Below are 18,842 nucleotides of genomic sequence, written 5' to 3'. Positions count from 1 at the left end.
TGCTGTGCTCAAGTAGGTCGTCGCGCCCGTGTTTGGAGTGGTTTGCCAGGTTGAATTCTCCGAATGTGTGGTAGGTTTCTCGTGTTTGGAGTGGTTTACCAAGTTAAATTCTCCGAATGTGTGGTAGGTTTCTCGTGTTTGGAGCGCTACGCTTTAAGCGAAAAGCGAATCAATGCGACACGCCGCGATTTGGGTTTTGAGAAAAAATAAAAAACGCAAAAAACAAGAAGAACTGGTTATTTGACACCCCTCAAATGCGTTGTTTTTCAACGATTTTTGTACCGGGGGGGGGGTAGATGCTCAGAAACATAAACATTTGACTGTGTTATACTGCACGTCATTTTTCGTCTAAATATCGATTAATATTATATGTACTCATGGTTGAGCGTTATCGCACAATTTGCGAAAAAAGCTGAATGGTGAAGGTTGCAGTTGTATTTCTGCGTTCGCATCTGTGTGTTTGCACTGATGCTGTCGTCAATGCAATTGTTAGTATGTCATAACCTTTTGTTTAGCTTGTAACCTGCTGTTGAGCCTAAATAAAGATGTAAGACGATTAGAGTTTACTTATTGAAGAGAGGAAATATGCGTCTACAGACTTCAAAGTTAAAGCGCGCCGTGGCACTCGTGGCCGCCGCCTGCACGCTAGGTACCTGCTGCATCGCAGGATCCATCGCGTGGGCGAATGGTGATCAGAATGCCGAAGGCGCAAATACTGCAAACATTGCAGAACAAAAAACGAGTATAACTATTCACAAGTACCAAGGTCCTGCAACTGCTACTAAATCTGATGGCTCTGATCAGAGCGATCTTGTTAAAGATAAGAAGCCGGTTAAGGGCGTTGAGTTCACGCTTTACAAAGTCACGCTTACGGCAGGAACTGATGCGAATGCCAAGAAGATTGATTTGTCTAAGGCTGAAGGCTGGGAGAAAATCAAAGAGATTCAGAGTCTCGACCCTGCTACTAAGAAAGCAGCTTCATTCTTCGAAGGTAATACTCCTAAATTTGCTAAGACTAAAGTTGAAGCTAAAACAACTGGTGAAGATGGTTCTGCAGAGTTTAATAATCTTGACGAATCGCTTTACTACGTTGAAGAAACTGACACAAAAGGTGCTCAAATTAAAGATGGAGAAAAGTGGAAGTCTGTAACTGTTACTGGTAAGGTTGATCCGTTCTTCATCACAACGCCTTTGCCTCACAAGACTGATAAGTCATGGGAATGGTTGTACAACGTCAATGTGTATCCAAAGAATGATACCAGTGACGACGTTCCTACTAAGACACCAAAGACTCCAACCAAGCTTTATGTTGATGAAAATAGTAACACTGTTATTCCGTGGGATATTTCTATTCCTTTGATGCCTCCTAGTGACAATAAAGCTTATAAGAAGATTGGATTTATCGATGCTCTTCCTAATGGTTTGACGTATGATAGCGTATCTGACGTTAAGCTCGTTAAGACACCAAAGACGCCTGCTGGTTCTAAAGCAACTGATGTACCGCTTGCTGTAACTACTGACTACACGGTTGCGAATGCTGATAATAAGGTAACGTTTAGCCTTACTGATACAAGGTTGGCGGATATCTCCAAAGATTTCGGTACTAATACTTACGTTTTGAAGGTCACTTTAAAAACTAAGGTTGCTAATGGAACCAAGAACGTCACTAACTCGATTAATGGCTGGATTGACGATAGCAAGATTGGTGAAGACGGTGATCAAGATCACCCGTGTGTCCCAACTGCAGATAAGCCATGCGATAAGAATCCTCACGGCACTTCGCATTTTGCTACCTTGAAGATCACCAAGGTTAATGATGCTAAGACTAAAGAGTCTGGCAAGAAGCCATTAAAGGGTGCAGAGTTCACTGTTTATCCAGTTAAAGAAGGTACAACGTTTGCCGAGGTTTCAGGTACTGCAACCAAGGAAACTATCGAAGGAAAGCTTGATAAAGGTGATAAAGATGTCAACGCTATTAAGCTTAAGGCAACTGATGATAAGGGTGAAACGACTGCAAACTTGTTCATTGGAACTAACGATGTTGCTTCCAAGATCTACTGCGTTGTTGAGACCAAGGCTCCTGCCGGCTTCAAGCTGAATGAAACCCCGACTTGCTACGAGGTTAAAGTAGAAACCAAAGAACAGGCAACAGCAGGTCTTAATAATGATAACGCTCACGAGATCGTTAATTCCCAGGCTACTGAACTTGACAAAATCCTCGGCAACTTGCCTATGACTGGTGCTCGCGGCTTGGTGATTTTGACGCTTTGCGGTGTTCTTGGTTTGGGCGGCACGTTCTTCTACATTGTAATGAAGCGTCGCAAGGAGCAAGAGCAGGAGTAAAACTCGCTCGGCTGGCTGGGCGACTTGAACAATTGTTCAGCTGATTTGCTTTGCCGGTTGCACAGTTTGGTTTCGAAACAAGCTATGCAACCGGTTTGAGCGGTTAGTTGCACAGTCAGGTGTCGCGCAAATGCTGGGAATTTTCCGGCGAATGTTCTACAAAACATCTGATGTAGCGACAAAACCCATGTAAATTCCCGTCAAATGTTTCAGTGGCTTTGCATTATTGCTCTGCTGACGTTGAGTATTTACTGCATAGAGAACACTAGCGTCATTGCTGCTGCACAAGCTACGCTAGGCACTCCTACCACACAAAAAACACTAGCGGTTTTACTAGTAGTGAGGGTGGGTGTTGCTTGGTCGAGCAATATAAAAGCGGAACGATAGTAATAATCTTGCTGATAAATACTATTTATGCAGAAAAAGTAAGTAAAAAACTAAATTAACTATCTGGATGCTAAGTCCAAATAAGGTATAAGAGCGGAGCGCTGCAAGACAAGTAACACCCACCCTCACAGCTACTACAGAAATTTGCCAGCCAAACGCCAGACAAAACTCATAGACGAAAGCCAAGTATCTCGCAAAAATGACTAGCGAATAAAGCTGCCAAGTGTTACTGGTGCAGAAACTGTACTGCGTTGGTAACGAAAAAGTGGGCTTATATGTTACTCGCGCAGCGCGCTGTCTGCACCAGTAACGAAAAAACGCTGAAAAGTGTTACTCGCGCAGAAATCGTACTGCGCGAGCGCTTTCATGAGGATTTACTAGCATGTTTAGGTTTTTTGAGAGCCGCATTGTGGCGGTTAAGCCAGATCGGCGCGATTATCGTGATGAACATGGTAATCGTGACGCTCGAGCTTATCCAGATGGCGGCGACACTAAGCCTACTAAGCCTACTAAGCCTCAAACAACCCAAACAGCATCCGCTCAAAAAAAGTGGCGATTTTCTAAATCGTGCATAGTTCCGGCTTTGCTGTTGCTTGCGTCGTTTGCGTCTCTTATTTACCCGCATGCCGCCATGTGGCTAAGCCAGTACCACATGTCGGAAGTGGCGGCCGAGTATGCAAAGCTTATTACACACGCGGTCCCTGCTCCGCACGAGCAGCTCCGTCGCGCTCGTGAGTATAACAGTAAGCTTTCGTCGGGTGCTATTTACGAGGCAAATACGAACATACCAACTTCTCACGGAGCTACTTCCGATGCGAGCCAGGATTACTGGGATCAATTGAAAGTAAACGATGACGGGCTTATGGCTCGTTTGCGCATCAAAAAAATTGATCTTGATTTGCCTGTGTATCACGGCACAGAAGATGCCACTCTTCTGAAAGGTCTTGGTCATTTGCGTGGAACTTCGCTTCCGGTTGGCGGCAAGGGAACGCGATCTGTGATTACAGGACATCGCGGTTTGGCAAGTGCGGAAATGTTCACCAGGCTGGACGAAGTTGGAAAAGGTGACACTTTTACCATTGAGGTTTTCGACGAGATTCTCACTTACAAGGTTGTTGACAAGATCGTTGTAAACCCTGATGAGACGAAGAAGATTGCAGCCGTTCCTGGTAAAGATTTGATGACGCTGATTACTTGTACGCCGCTTGGCATCAACACGCAACGCATTTTGGTTACTGGCGAACGAGTGGTTCCAACGCCTGCGGCAGACAAGGCGCTTCGTGGTAAAAAGCCTGATGTTCCGCGATTTCCATGGTGGATTGTTGCGTGCTTTGGAAGCCTGTGTATTGTTGGTGGCTACATTTGGTGGGCTGGTTTGCCTGTTAAGAAGAAAAAGAAAACTGAAAAGCGTAATGATGATGTTGCTTCTGATGTTGCCTCTGATGCTGTGGGTGATGCTGAGGCTGATGCGCCGGCAGCTACTGATGTCAATATCAGTGCAGTAGGTAGTGCTTACAGAAGTGCAGACAGCACATCGACCAGCACAGTGAGCAGTGCAGATCTTGTGCTCGAGGAAGCTAAGGCGATTGAAAATCGCCCGAAAAAACGACCGAAAGTCAAAAAGTCTAGTTCGCGCAAAAAACGCAAGCGGAGTGGTAACAGCGAAAAGACTTTCGACTGGCTTATAAGAATTCTCGGTTTATGAGCGATTGATTATAGGTAATAACAAAACTTAATAACAAAACTTAATAACAAAACTTAATAACAAAACTTAATAACAAAACTTAATAACAAACTTGCGGTGCCGTGTTGGCGACGCAAAGCAGTGTAAAACAATGCAAAACAGGTGGAAACAATGAAGAGTATTTGGACGATTATGCTAAACGTTCTTGTTCGCATAGGTCAATTGACTCAATGTGCAACTCGTGTAGCTAAACGTGCGACTCAGCATATGTGCCGTGTGGCTAAAAGTGTGACTAAGCGTTTGGCTAATCGTATAGCTAATTGTGTGCTTGAACTTTCAACTAAACGTTCATCTAAACGCGAGTCTGTTTCTGCATATCGTGTGTTCAGCAGCTCTTTTGCCAGCGCTCTTAAAACTGTTCTTGTGTGTTTTCTTTCGGTAGCAATGTTGCTGCCTGTTTGCTTGAGTGCTGAAACAGCAGTTGCTTTGGATAGTAATAATAATTCTGCAAGTAATTCCGCTAATAATTCCGCAAAGTCTGATCCTAAAACTGATCTAAAGTCTGATTTCAGTAATCCAGATTCTAATCCAGACTCATCTGAATCCACAGGCACAGACTTATCTTCCTACCAAGATTCTTCTTCCTCTCAGTCTTCTGCATCCCAAAGTTTTGGCAATTCACAAGGATTTATGGATCCAAGAAATCCATTCTCTCGATCTTTTGACTCTTACTCAGGCTCCGGCACAAGTATGCCGTTTGCTTCTCCGTTCAGCTCCCAATCAAGATCGTCGCTTTTTGATCGTGCTGTAGAAGAAGAAAAAGCAAAAGCGCAAAGCCGCGATTCTAATTATTCAGCTCGTGAATCTTACGAAGAGTATCGACCTGGGTGCAACAAGGATTACGCTCGCGGCGCATGCATTACTACTGACGGCGACGGCGCTGGTTTGCGCGCTACGAACGGTCACGATTTGGATGTTAATAGTCTTGGATACAGCTTGGAATCTAGTGACACATTTGCTAGTGCAGCAACGAGGCCTCGCGGCCACTACGAGAACGGTTCTGTGCCTGAAGATCCTTCCGGCACGGATCATTACGGCGCAACTTACTTCACTCCATACCCTAAGGGCACTTTTATTATGGGCCGTTTACGCAACATGGCTTTTAACCATAAGGGTTCTGGCGTCGACAGAATTAACTTGCCTATAGATGACACTGCAGATTTCGTGTTTGTAAAGCGTACTCCTAAGCTTTCCGGCGGCGGCTTCGTGTGGGATGTTATTTTTAACGCTGGCGGCCGTACTCAAGGCGCTGGTGCTGCTCTTGATTACTTTACGATTCCAAAAGGTCAGATTCTAGACAAGGGTAGCGAAGGCGGAAGGCAGTATATTCAGCGTGTTCTTTACAGCGGCAGGGAAGCTACTGCTTTGTATAAGAAGAAGCAAGGCAACAATAATCCTCCTCGCGAAACCTGCTCATTCTCGTGGGATAATCCTAACGGTTTATGCAGCATTAAAACTGACGGTAACGATTTTGATTCTGGAGACGATTTAGTTGCAGCTTGGAATAAGATGCGCGGCACTGACGACAGTAAGAATGGCAATTATTCTAGGATTCTTCCGGAGGCTGTAACAACTGAGGATTTGAGTAGTTCTGACGCTATTGGTTGGTGCCGTGATGGCACAGGTTTGGACTGCATTAATTCCAGTAGCTATGGTGCTTTGGATGAAGGCGATCTTAAAGTTGTTCCTAAAGTCGAAGGAAGCTATAGCAGAGGCTATAGTCCTGCTTATATTGCTCTCGTGCAAAATCTTTATAGATCTATAAAAGGTGACACGCAGCGCGTATTTAGTTTTGTGAATAAAATTAAGTCCGGCGAGATTGCTTATACGTATAAGATTCACTTCACTACTACAACTTCTACGAATAAAAACGACTCATATTGCTCTTCTAATAACGTGAGTGATGGCACGGGTTGCGAAAACTTTTCATTCTTCTACGCTGCAGGATCTTACTACGGTAAGAAACAAAGCAGAGGTTTTTATGGTGCTACTGACCCGTTTGGTGTTACTAAAGCCAGTAAATATTCCATGACTAATTTTGGACGTGACGCTAACTACTACATGTACACTGTAATGCATCAGCAATGGTATGGTGCGCCGCGAATCATAGATATTCAGGCTCCTAGATACCACTTCCTTAAGGGTACTGGTTTAGGACCGTACAACAGTGACAACGGTAATTTTCTTGAACTCAGGCATATTTCATTCTCTAGTGTGTTACTTGGAATAGTCAATAAGCCTTTGGGATCTTCAAGTCTTATGAACGAGAATCAAGATATACGCTTATTGCCTGATTATTATTCTGCGAATAACGGTTATGCCCGAGGCAATCAGTGGTTCCGTAATCCTGGTATGAATGACCATAATACGAAGGATTCAGAGCCTGGTAGGCATAAGCTTGAGCTTAGATATAACGATAGAACGTATCACATGAGCGAAACTCAGGATTTGTGGTATAGGGTTATTACGCAAGCAGACGTGTTTAAGCCTTTGCAAACTGAGGAATATGACGAAAATAACAAGACTCCTAAGTATTATTCTTACGATCAGCCGCTTCCTAATCCTCTTATTATTGATAAGCTTGATAATAATGCTGGGTTTGTGAATTTTGTTGGCAAACGTTCTGACTTGTATAAGCAGGTAATGGCTTTCGACCCTAACTTGTTCCCGCCTGTTAATAAGGATGAGTATGGTTCAAGGAATAGGTATGGTTCAATAAAACAGAAGAAGGGTTCCAGGACAAACCCTTATCCGTTTGATGCTGGCTATTTGAGTACTGATCCGGATGGCGATTCTAATACTCCTCTTAAGAATCTTGCTGTTTATAAAGCTGAGTGGACGGATAAGTGGGGTGATGAGCCTCGCTCGAATACTCTTCAGGATGCTGATTTAAGTATTGCTGCTAAAGTGCCTATTGTTAGCGTTGTAAATCCTTGCGGCCATTCTAAGATTCTTGACGAATACAAGGATAAAATTAACGGTAAGTCTAGGTCTTCTGTTTCGTTTAGATCCGTAGATAGTGACGATGCTTCTGCTGCAAACAACGACCGTGCAGCTCTTGGTGAGGATCGTGAAGACAGCATGCCTGAATGCTGGCCTAAAGCGCAAAATGCTACTAAGCGTAATGTTTGGTTTGTAAGTAACGCTCCTAAGACGGGTGATGATGGTAAGGAGTTGAAGCCTGGCGAACCTGTAAAGCAAGACTTGCAGAACAAAGTTTTGGCTAAAATCAACCGTCTTTACAGAAACTGGATGCGCAACAAGTATAGTGCTCAGTTGCAGGATGGCAAGAATCCTAAAGTTTTGCCAAATTATGTGTTTGTAAAGTACGTAAAGATTACTTTCTGGGATAATTCGACTACTGTTATACCTGTTGTATTCCCGTATGTTGATTACGAGAAGCCAACGTTGGATGTAAAAGTGAGTGTGAATAACGCAACTCCTGTTGATGTTCCAGCTGATGGTTTGAAGATTCCTGTTAATAGCAAAATTAAGTTCTGGGTTAAAGGTCATGACGACAAGAGGATTTTGCTTGGCGTAAAGCCGAAGGAAGCTACCGACTACTTTACTAACGATAAAAATAAGAGATTCTTTGATGGTAAAAAAGTCGTTGTGCGCAATGATTTCGATATGATTACGACTACTCGTGAAAAGAAGAATGATTGCGATAATCGCGGTTGCGGTGATTTTACTACTATAAGCTACGATCAATTCATTCATAAAAGTGGTGAATCTGATAGTCCGACGGATCAAGTTGGATGGGTTATTAACAGCGGTAATTCTAAAGATGATGGTTCTCCTACAGTACAAGTTGGCGATCAAAATAGAAATCGCGGTGTGCATGATTTGATATTCCACGGTTGGGATGCTGCAGGTAATTCCGTAATAAAGAAAATTAAGCTGATTATTGTATCTCCTGGCTATGGTTTGCCAAACGTTTGGTGGGATAAGAAGCCGAATGGACATTATGTTGGGCGCGTAAATCCTTGGGATGAAGATAAGCGCGTGCGTTCGATTATGGTACGCATTTGGGCGCGCGGTAAGGAAGCTCCTAAGAAGGATCATAATTATGATAGTATGTGCCCTTCGGATGGCAGTTGTTACGGCATTGTTATTCAGCGAGATGGTAATAGGAAGACTGATTATTGGCATCAGGTTAATACGTATAACCACAATAATGATGCTGCTAGCCCGAATGGGTATAGGTCTGCTGAAGATAGGTCTGCTTCAGAGGACAGGTCTTCTTCAGAGGACAGAGATGCGGCTGACGAAAAGGCTAAAGCTAACGGCAAGAATGCTGACGGAAAATCTGCCGATAACAAGAATGCTGACAACAAGGCTAAAGCTGATAACGAAAAAACTGATAATGCCAAACCTGGGGAGAACTCTACCCAAAATCAGCAGGGTCAGCAGGAGCAGTCGCAGAAATCGCAGAAGTCAGAAAATAAGCAGCAGGAGCAGCAGAATAAGCAGCAGCAGGCTAATAAGCCTCAAACTAACAACAAGCCTGCTTCTTTGAAGATTACTAAATCTGCTAAGAAGAATGCTAAGAAGAATGCTAAGAAATTTGCTAAAAAGAGTTCTAAGAAGAATGCTAAGAAGCGTAATGTTCCTGGAAAGCGCGGAAGCGTAAAGCTTGCAGTGCTAAACGAAGGTGATTCTTCTAATAAAGAAAATACGCAAAAGTCTGAAGTAAATAATACTGAAGTAAGTAACGGTAGTAATCAGAGTGATGCTGCTAATACCGAAGAAAATGGTAACGCAAGCAAAGACGCTAAAGACTCCAAAGACGCTGAGTCGAAAGATTCTAATGGTCAGGATCGCAGTGCTGAAGGAGAAGATCGTTCTACTACGAAATCTAACGATCAATGGCGTGAAGAATTTAGTAAGCGCATTATTACAGCAAATCTTGGAGACCATATCAAGGGCTGCACTGCTAACGGCGACGACAGGTGTGAAATAACTTTTGATCCTGTAACTGGAAATATTACGATTCCGGAATACTTTGCGGAAATTGGTTCAAGAATTTACGTAGACACTTACTCTGTGCCGGAAAATAATCCAGATTGGCGTCAGGATAAACTTTGGAAGCTTATGGATCCAGGCAATCCTCAGGATCGCGAAGAGTCAGACCCGCTTCCGCTCGATATTGTGTGGCCAAACGGCTTAGTACAAGTGAACCCGTTTGAGCTTAATAATAACGAAATCGTTGCAATGCTTTCTTGGATGAGGCACGATAAGCGAAACGAGCGAATTTTCGGCTACCGTAAGGAAGAAATTGGCGTTAAAGGTGAAAATAAGTACGATACTTATGACCAATACGATAATGGCTTTAATCCGAAAACTACTCAAGCAAAGTATGCTTATGGTGAAAATAAGCCTCAATACTCATGCGAGAGTACGAAGGACCAGCAGTGGAAGCTGTGCTTAGATGGCGTTACTGGTATTGGCGAGCTAGACGATAATCATAAACTTAGCGAAATGCTGTACGCTATAAAGAAGCTTTCTTTCAAAAAGTTGGAAGCTGATGACGAGACTACGCTTAACCCGGTTGAGCATAAGGTGACGCGCTTCGTTGATATGCGTAAGGACTATACGTGGGGATTAGTAAATAACAACAAGAAAAGTGTTGACGGGCGAGATGACCCTGGATTTGACGACCCGCAAAACGGCTTGCATGGAAATCAAAAGTTTGGCACGCAATACTTTGTTTACAAGTGGAACATAAACTCATACCGCAAGGGCAATGCTAAGGCGTTAAACCTTCAGGATGTGCTAAAGCTTGTAAAAGGTACGCCGAACATCAATGCGCAAGAGGAAAGTAAGCCGCAGCCTTCGCTAACTCCTATGAGCGCGGCGGATAATAAGCAATTTGACGCATGGGGTGGCGAATACCCTATGGTTGTCAAAGGTGGCTTAAGTTACGCTGTGAAAGACAGTACATGTGCCGCGTCTCTTAAGGCTAATAAAGGTGTTGCGCAAAAAGGTAAGTGCCAGTGGCGAAATAAGCTTAATTTAGTTAAGTATACGCCTAATGAATTTATTATGGATCGTTCTTCATTCTCTTACGATGCTTCTGTAAATATGAAGAACGGAAGTGAAGTACATATTACAGATAGGCTTATTGAAAATAAGAGTAGTCAACATGCTGGTGAAGATAAGTATGTTAGTGAATATGCTATTCACAAAGACTTCCTTATGCCTGGCGGTGAAGATCTGAACGGTCAAGCAGATGGCGAAAATATTGGTGACATTATAACTAAGAATATTGATGTTGACACTATAAACGACTACGACGCGTACGGTGAAGGTACTTCAAAGGCTGTTGGATACGCAAATAACAGGCCGTTCATGCATGCGCAACTTTATGTGAATAATGGTAATGTTACGAACGATCTTCTGCTTCGTGAGCCTGGTAAGACGCCAGATAACACAACGAACGTAATAAACGTGTGGTTTATGCCGGTTGATAATGAGAAACCGACGATTAGTGCGAAGAGTTATCAGGAGTGGGACGGTAAGCCGTGGGATATTCACGGAAAATGCATGATTAGTGGCAATACCAATAGTTGTAATCTGGTTGATGATGATGTTATTACTCTTGATAAGAAAATTTATGAAAAAGGTACGAAAGCTTGGTATGAAGCCGATAATGCTACGATTAATTTGCCTTCGTCATTAAAGCTAGACGATGATTTCAATGAGTACGAACCAGGCAAAGGCGATCGCCAGTGGGTGCAAGGCAGTGCATTTAATAAGAAATACGTTACTTTGTATCCGAATAGTGTGAACAGTAAAGTGCTGGTTAATAATCTGAATGTGTATATTCAAGCGAATAATATTCAGGATTCTAGTGGTAAAACTTCTAGTCCGATGGTGAAATTTGTTAGTAACGGCGTTACAAATAAACATTTGCTTAGAAGGTTTGTTGAAAAATACAGGAGCACAGATTTGGAAAATCCAAGTACGGATAAGCAAACTGTATTTACAATGTATGCTGAAACTACGGATAGTGCTGGAAAGCAAAGTGACAAAACTATTGTTGGATGCTTTAAGACAACGTGGACAGACATGGTGAAACCATCTGTTGTTGCGTACGATGGTAATAGCGGTGAATTTGCAAAGTACGATAGCTGGCTTAGCAAAGATGGTTCTTCACAAAACCGCGATTATAAAGTTGTAGTTAAATCAGGCTATGGAGCTAAAAGAATGGTAGTTTACTATCATCCTGCTTCAGAGCTTGAGAAACCTGTTGCTATTAATGGTTTTGCTGGCTCTGCTGCAAACTCAAATGAGACTAACTTGGAAACCAGTATTGGTAAAACAATTTCCGTGTGTTGGAATAAATCGTGGAGTGTATGCGCTGGCACTTCTAAGCCGAATGAAGTAACGCTTACTCACGACGATAAGGGTAATGCTGTTATAACATTCCCTAGCGGTTTCTTAGCTCCAGGAAGCGTGGTTCGAGCACGCAGCCGTCTTGAAGTTGGACCATGGACGTATATGCCTGGTGTTAGAAGCCCTGAAGATCTTTCCGATGAATCGCTTAATAGAGACAGAGATAAGACTGCAAGAGGCGGCGGAAATACGCGTTCTGCAAAAGGTAGAAACGCAAAAAGCCGCGCTGCAAAAGGTAAAAACTCTAACAGAGACGACGCTAGTTCAGAAGATACTCTTGACGTGCTGCCAATGGCTTACGCAAAAGAAAAGCCTAGTGAAGTATGCCGTCCGGATTACTGGAGCGCAGACAACTGGTCTGGTTTGAAGAAGCCGTCCGACTGCGTGTACTTCGGTGTTACTATGAAGCGTCAAATAGTGCAAATACACCCAATGCTTCTAAGTGGTCACGAAGAGCGCGCAATACGAATGGATTTGCACAGCGAAAACAACTTTGCTGGAAAACCAGAGAAGGGAATTTGGCTTCCAAACGATAGTGAAATCGTTACGGATGAGGATCCAAGGCTGGAGCCTGGTAGAACGATGGTGACTTTTAGGAAGTATGACTATAGTGCTATGGACGATGACCATAAGCCTTTGAATCCGCCTAATTATGGTGACCGCAAAGTAGGAAATATACAAGACGTGGCTGTTATGACTCGAGGCTGGAGAAGCCGCGTGCTTGTGCCAAATCCTCGAGAAAATAAGATTACGCGATTTGTGCGATTGCGCGCAGAGAGTGGTCATGATAACACAACTGGCGGTAACGATTATGCTGCAGACTACTTAGCTGATGCGCCTACTAGCTTCGAAGAGACTAAGGATAATAGTAAGGCTCTGCGCGTAGCTGGGCGTCCGTATGATCCAGGATTTGTTCTTTCGAAAGATAAGAAGTCTCTTCTGTATCTGTATAATGCTTCAACTAAGCGCAACTTTACGCTTAATGATTTGCAATCTGCGTTGAAACTTAAGCGTAACAGTAGTTTGCACCCAGCAAACGAGTGTGGAACGTATGTTGATGGAAGCGAATGGGCGTTTGATGATTGCCAGCCATCCTTGCTGCCAGAAGTAAGAGGTAGCGATAAGGTTGATGGCGAGCATGGTCGAAACGGCTTCAGCTTTAATGGGGGTACACACTTCTATACGTATAATCCGTCTGAAGACCATAGGTCTGGTGCTAATGGCGCTGATAATGGTTCTGATAACGACAATGGTGCTGCTGCTAAAGAAACTTGGTATGTAAACGTCATAGATATGATTTCAAAGGGCGGTGCCGGCGGTGGATATCGTATTCCTAATAGCTCTGGCGTAACGTCTGAGAGTAGTAATACTGGTCTTTCGCTTACCGACTTTGATGGTGTTGGCGCATGGGGTAGGTCTGGTGCGATTGATAAGAGCTTAATTAGTCATAAGATTTTCGAAAAGCCAGATAATCGTTTGTCGGTTATTATGACATATGGCGATAGCTGGGTTGGCGATACTCATACAACGCGAGGTAAAGCTGGCGGCTGGGATAACGATGCCAATCACGAATTCGTAATGCCTGTGTATCTGATTCCTGTAGATAATGAGAAGCCGACCGTTGCAGCAACTAGAGGATCGCTTCTAAGTGGGCACACGAATGCTAATAATCCTTACGTTGTAACAATGAAAGAAGAGGACTACTCTAAGCTCACAGTTAAGGGTAATCCTGTGGAATACGCGGACGGAAAAGTTTCGAAGTCGCAAAGCAAGGAGAGCGGAAAGACTCTGTTTGCGGATGTTCACGACGACTACGATCGTTTCGGTGATCTCAGCAACCTTAGCCTAGTTGCATGCAAAGTCAATAAGGCTGGCGGCGCAACTGATTTTGGCACTTGCAAGTCAATAATGGGCAAAGATGGTTCCGTAGATGCTAATGCGTTCAAGCGGCTAAAAACTGACGGCAACGGAGTTGAATACGCTTTGTACGGACGTGCAAAAGATAAGTCCAGCAATGAGAGCGACGGCTTTGGTGACAACAATAACGTAGGTCACTTAGTCGGATACTTTAGCTTCGGATACTTGGTGCGTCCGGTTGCACTGCCTTATAGCGGCGGTCAGGCTGCAATATGGTTCAGCTTCATGTTCGGCGTACTGTTGGCGCTGTTCTTGGCATCCGGTGCGTTCGGAAGGCGCGGATGGCTCAGCTCGGTGCTTAGCGGCAACGGATTCGGCGCTCTTACCGACAGCAAGCACTGCGATGCTTCGGTTGAGGCGCTTCGAAGCGGAAAGCTGTTCAAGCTCAAGCTAAAGCTCAAGTGGCTTCGGTTGTGATGCGTAGGTTGTGATGCGTAAGCAGGCGCTTTTACTGAGCTTGAAATCCCATTGATTTCAAGCTCCATCAAAGCGCGAGCGTTACGCGCGCAGTACGTCAACTGCGCCAGTAACAAAAAAGCGACATTATACGTTACTAATGCAGTACGTCAACTGCGCGAGTAACGAAAAAGCGCGTCTATCCGTTACTGGCGCAGCGCGACGACTGCGCCAGTAACGAAAAACGCCGGAAGATTGCACGGCGTTTGCGCGACGACCTGTTTTCGCGCTCGCTTTGACCGAGCTTGAAATCAATGGGATTTCAAGCTCGGTCAAAGCGTGATTTGGCTCAAATGTGAAGCACACTGTGCTTCACATGCCAAATCAGCCGAACGGCTACCAAATAGCCGTGAGGAACAAGCGCTCCGGCAAGTCAATGCGCGCATATAATAAAAGTATGACGCAAGTATCACGTAGGCAACACGACTCGCAATATACGCAATTGCTTTCGAATCAATCAGAACCAGTCATTCCGCGCGTTTTAAGCGTGGCTGGCACAGACCCAACAGGTGGAGCCGGAATACAGGCAGATCTCAAATCAATCATGGCTGCAGGCGGCTATGGTATGTGTATACCGACTAATTTGGTTGCGCAAAACACGTGCGAAGTGCGCGAAGTGTTTACGCCGCCGGTCAGCTTTTTCCGCACTCAACTTTCATGCGTGTACGACGACGTTACAGTTGACGCGCTAAAAATCGGTATGCTTGGCTGTGCAGAATACATTGAAGCAATGCGAGACTGGATGTGTGATAATCCGGTTCCTATAAGTGTGCTTGACCCGGTGATGATATCGACTTCCGGAAAACGCTTGCTTGAGGCGAGTGCTGAAAATGCGATGCGGAACTTTATAAGTTGCGTTGATGTCGTGACGCCAAACGTGCCGGAGTTGGCTGCTTTGAGCGAGTCGAGCGTTGCGGAAAATTTTGAGGAAGCTTGCAATCAGGCGCGCGAGTTGGCTGCAAAAAATAGCGTTGTTGTAATCGTAAAAGGCGGGCACTTAACTGGCGAAGACGTTGGAAATACTGCGGTTTTTCCGGACGGTGACGCAAGACACGTACCAAGCGAACGAGTTGAAACAAGCACAACTCACGGAACTGGATGCTCGCTTTCTTCTGCGCTTGCTACGAAAATTGGGCTTGCTTTGCGCGAGGGAAAGAATTTGAGCAATCATGATACTGTACTTCGCGCGCTTGAATGGTCAACAGCGTGGCTTCGAGAGGCGATTGCTGCCGGAAGTGTGTTGCATGTTGGGTGCGGAGGCGAGCGCGGTTACGGGCCGGTAAACCACTCCGTGCGTATCCTTCAGCAAACTGCGTGAGTGCGCGCGAGCATTTGTCTCGTGTTTGGAGGATTTAACGTCAACATCTACTCCAATTGCGAGTAAACTCCCTCGCGTTTGGGGGGTTTTTAGCTGTGTTTTGCTCCAAACGTGCGCATTGACTTGCCGGAGCGCTTGTTCCTCACGGCTATTTGGTAGCCGTTCGGCTGATTTGGCATGTGAAGCACACTGTGCTTCACACTTGAGCCAAATCACGCTTTGACCGAGCTTGAAATCCCATTGATTTCAAGCTCGGTCAAAGCGCGCGCGAAGGCACTTCAATGCGGAAACTCGCTTAAGTTGGAAGTCCAGTGGACTTCCAACGCGAGTTTCGCGAGCGAGCGTAATAAAACGCGAGCGTATTGTTAATAACGCTTAAGAATAGAGCGACTGAAGGAACGTTCACGTGAAAAACGCGTTCACTACCTCGCTTGCGTTGAAAGCACACTGTGCTTTCAACCTTGAGCAAGCTCGGCGCTATGAGTTGCTTTCGCGCGCGCAATGCTGCGCTCAAGCAGATCATCGCGCCCGTGTTTGGAGGGTAGCGCGCGAAGGCAACTCGGAACGTCAGCTTTACTCAGTAATCACGCTTTTAAGCTCGCGCGCAACTTTCCCAGCATCCTCAGCGCACATAAGCGCCGACACTGTGCAAACTCCGTCAAGCTCAAGACCGCGAATAGGGAACACCGTGTTCTCGTGAATTCCGCCAATTGCCAACGTTTTTACGCCCATAGAGTGCGCAACTTTCGCAACTTCGTTTACGCCTTCAACTCCCAGTGGAGGCACGTCGTGCGCTTTCGTATGCGTTTCAAAAGCTGCACCAATGCCAATCACATCCGGCAGCGGAACGTCGTTTTCTTTGCACTCGCGGTAAGCTTTCTCCATCAAATCCGGTCGAGCGCAAGAAAGCCCAACCATCCACTCGGCCGGCATCGCCTTTCGCGCCTCAACAAACGGCGTATCCTTTTGCCCAACGTGCAAGTTGAAACCAAGATGAGCCGCGCAATCAACATGATCGTCAATAAACACAGGTACATCACCGTGTCCGGAATCAATAAGCGCGTGACGCAACTTCTTCGCCTTGGCCGAAATTTCAGCGTCATTGGAATACTTATCGCGCAATTGCACAACTGTAACTCCGCCTTCAATTGACTCTACTGCAACTTCTTCTTCCGGGCGATTTCCCATGCGCGGATCCGTTACCAAATACAGTGTCCAATCAACAGGCTCCACCGTAAACTCAATATTTGTCAAACTAAACATATCATTTACGCTAAGAGTTGAAAGCGCATCCATCCACAGTGTGCGGAAAGTGCCTGGAGCTGTGGTTTGGCGAGCTGCCCAAGTTCCAGCCGCTGCTGCGTGCACGTGCGCTGCAACAGTTGCTGCGAGCGGACGTTCCGGGTTTGCGCCAACGTATGCTGCAACTAACGCTCCCAAAGCGCAACCTGTTCCAACTACCTTAGTCATAGCTTTGTGGCCACCTGTTACGCGAGCTAAACATCCGTGAGCGTAAATCGCGTCTTTTTCTCCGGAAATTGCCACTACGGATCCGTATTTTTTAGCTAATTCGCGAGCAGCTTGAAGCGCGTCGTTTACATTATCGTGAGAATCTACGCCTTTTCCGTTGCTTTCTTTGCCTGCAAGTGCCATTATTTCGGAAGCGTTTGCACGAATTACAGTAGGGTGGTGCTTAATAATTTCGTGTACAAAGCGCGCGCGAGGTGCAAGTGCTGGAACGCCGATTCCAACCGGGTCAAGCACCCACGGAGTATCAGCTTTTTCGCATCCTTCAACAGCTGCGCGCATGTATTCGGAAGTTTCTGGCTGATGGAATGTGCCAACGTTTATGAGCACGCCTGTGGCAATTTGCGCAAGTGCATGCGCTTCTTCTGGATCGGTTACCATAATTGGCGATGCTCCTGCAGCGAGCAGTGCGTTGGCTGTAATGTCTTGCACGATTACGTTCGTGATGCAATGGGTGAGTGGCTGCTGTGTGCGCACACGTTCGATGCATTGACGCACGTCGTTAAGGAACATACGTCGGCGTGCGCGTACAGAGAAGCATGTGTCGACTTGCGTTGTTGAGCTTGTGCAGTATTCGTTTGCTTCGTTGCAGGTATTTGTTTTTTCAGTGTTGCATGTTGTCATAATGTTTCCCTTCGCTAGCACTATCTAGATCAGGTTTTACGGATGTAATCTCAGCGCTTGACTTCACAATTGTTGCAATTGCGCACTCCGAACCATCCTTCGACTATATCTTTTGTTCATGACTTACGCTCTTTTGCGTTAGTGTCTCATTTTGCTTGTTTTGCAGCACTTGCAGGAATCTACAAAAATCGCGCCGCATTTTTGCAACTTCTTCTACATATTTTTGCTTTCAACTGTGTAAACATAAATATAGTAAATAAAAAGTAGATTATAGAAGTTACGAAAGCGAGATAACATGGCAAACGATTCCATGCTAGAACAAAAGACTCCGCTCACAGCGCGCGAATACGCGACACGCACAGCAATACGCGCGATTGCAATCATCGCATCTGTTTATGGTATGGCTGCTTCGTGGGAAGGCTTAATGACCTTCACTTATTTTACGAATCTTTCTAACCTTATGATTTGCGTAGCTCTTGCTGGATCGCTTTTGCTTGATACAGCTGCGTTTATGCGTGCTCGTAATTCTGTAGATTTAGCAGCGCAGCCAGTTTCCGCCTCCCAGCAAGATTTCGCAGCATCTTGCGCATGGTTCGACTCAAAATCCAACGCTTGGTACATTTTCAAATTCATGATGACCATCTCAATTGCTGTCACATTCACTTTGTACCTGTGTTTCTTAGCACCTACCAATAAGCTTGGTTTTGTCGGCGCTTACATGAATAACGGATGCAGCAGCCTTTGCGTTCACGCAGTTGCGCCGCTTCTTGCAATCGCTGATTTTGTGCTTTTTGATTATCGTTTCCGCTCTACTCGCGCACATTTGTATGTTTCTACTGTTCCGCCTCTTGCTTATGTTGCTTATGCTGCTATGCTTAGCGAGTTTGCTGGTGTTCGTTGGGGTGTTCATGCAATGCGCGCGCCTTATAATTTCCTCAATTATGGCGCTCCTGCCGGCTGGTTCGGCTTTGCACCGCAAACTTTTAATGCCACTACTTTGGGCGTTGGTGTTGCGTATTTGTTAATTGTGTTTACTCTTATTTTTATTGGTGTCGGCAGTGTATTTCTTGCGCTTAAGGATGCTCGCGCTCGTGCAATATTAAAAGAATAGTATTGTTGCGCGCCACT

The 18,842-nt window shown here is 45.1% G+C and carries 6 protein-coding genes and 1 riboswitch; of the genes, 5 read left to right on the top strand and 1 reads right to left on the bottom strand.

Translation table 11 applies throughout. The features are described from left to right. Window positions 1-585 precede the first annotated feature (585 nt). The 4 genes from HXT47_RS05620 to thiD all read left to right on the top strand — a co-directional run bounded on the left by HXT47_RS05620 (window position 586) and on the right by thiD (window position 15,563). Complete coding sequence (locus HXT47_RS05620; RefSeq protein ID WP_421789007.1) at window positions 586-2,343, top strand: SpaH/EbpB family LPXTG-anchored major pilin; 1,758 nt, start codon at window positions 586-588, stop codon at window positions 2,341-2,343. Between the two features lie 769 nt (window positions 2,344-3,112). After that, the gene (locus HXT47_RS05615; protein ID WP_421789005.1) at window positions 3,113-4,435 is read left to right on the top strand and encodes a class C sortase; all 1,323 of its coding nucleotides are present in this window, start codon (window positions 3,113-3,115) and stop codon (window positions 4,433-4,435) included. Between the two features lie 150 nt (window positions 4,436-4,585). Then, entirely contained in the window at window positions 4,586-14,206 is a 9,621-nt protein-coding gene (locus tag HXT47_RS05610) for a hypothetical protein (protein ID WP_421789003.1), read from the top strand. A gap of 436 nt (window positions 14,207-14,642) precedes the next feature. Next, complete coding sequence (thiD, locus tag HXT47_RS05605) at window positions 14,643-15,563, top strand: bifunctional hydroxymethylpyrimidine kinase/phosphomethylpyrimidine kinase (protein WP_064621947.1); 921 nt, start codon at window positions 14,643-14,645, stop codon at window positions 15,561-15,563. 573 nt (window positions 15,564-16,136) lie between these two features. Here thiD and thiM read toward each other — a convergent pair. After that, window positions 16,137-17,714, bottom strand: coding sequence for a hydroxyethylthiazole kinase (gene thiM / locus HXT47_RS05600; RefSeq protein WP_410299560.1), 1,578 nt, complete (start codon window positions 17,712-17,714; stop codon window positions 16,137-16,139). Then, window positions 17,704-17,814, bottom strand: a riboswitch (TPP riboswitch). (Overlaps the previous gene by 11 nt.) A 195-nt stretch (window positions 17,815-18,009) precedes the next feature. Between thiM and HXT47_RS05595 the strand changes: the two genes are divergently transcribed. Continuing rightward, window positions 18,010-18,825, top strand: a complete 816-nt coding sequence (locus tag HXT47_RS05595; RefSeq protein WP_064621718.1) for a hypothetical protein — start codon at window positions 18,010-18,012, stop codon at window positions 18,823-18,825. Window positions 18,826-18,842: the final 17 nt, after the last annotated feature.

The sequence above is a fragment of the Gardnerella sp. DNF01205 genome (genome assembly GCF_049244135.1).
Lineage (GTDB): Bacteria > Actinomycetota > Actinomycetes > Actinomycetales > Bifidobacteriaceae > Bifidobacterium > Bifidobacterium leopoldii.
Note: the sequence above shows the minus strand (reverse complement) of the source record. Positions and strands in the feature narration are given on the sequence as shown.